The organism is Thauera phenylacetica B4P (assembly GCF_000310225.1).
GTDB classification, from domain to species: Bacteria; Pseudomonadota; Gammaproteobacteria; order Burkholderiales; family Rhodocyclaceae; genus Thauera; species Thauera phenylacetica.
Window position 1 is genome coordinate 1 of the sequence record NZ_AMXF01000657.1, and the last position, 251, is coordinate 251.

General features: G+C 76.5%; 1 pseudogene. It reads right to left on the reverse strand.

Features of this window, described 5'->3' with window-relative positions:
- A pseudogene (locus tag C667_RS24155) lies at positions 1–251 on the reverse strand (IS21 family transposase); the annotation flags it as partial.

Below are 251 nucleotides of genomic sequence, written 5' to 3' on the forward strand. Positions count from 1 at the left end.
GCGCTCGCGCTCGGCCGCGAAGGCCTCGGCCACCGTCATCGAGGCGTCCTCGGGGCAGCGCCGCGCACCGGCGGCGCCCTCGCACCAGGCCTGGGCCTGCGCGTTCAGGTCGTCCAGATCGGCGAAGGCGCATCCGGCGAAGAAGGCCTCGCGCACGTAGCGGATCGCGCGCTCGACGCGCCCCTTCTCGTTGCCGCGCGCCACCGCCACCGGGCGCGGCTCGAAGCGGTAGTGGCCGGCGAGCGCGAGCA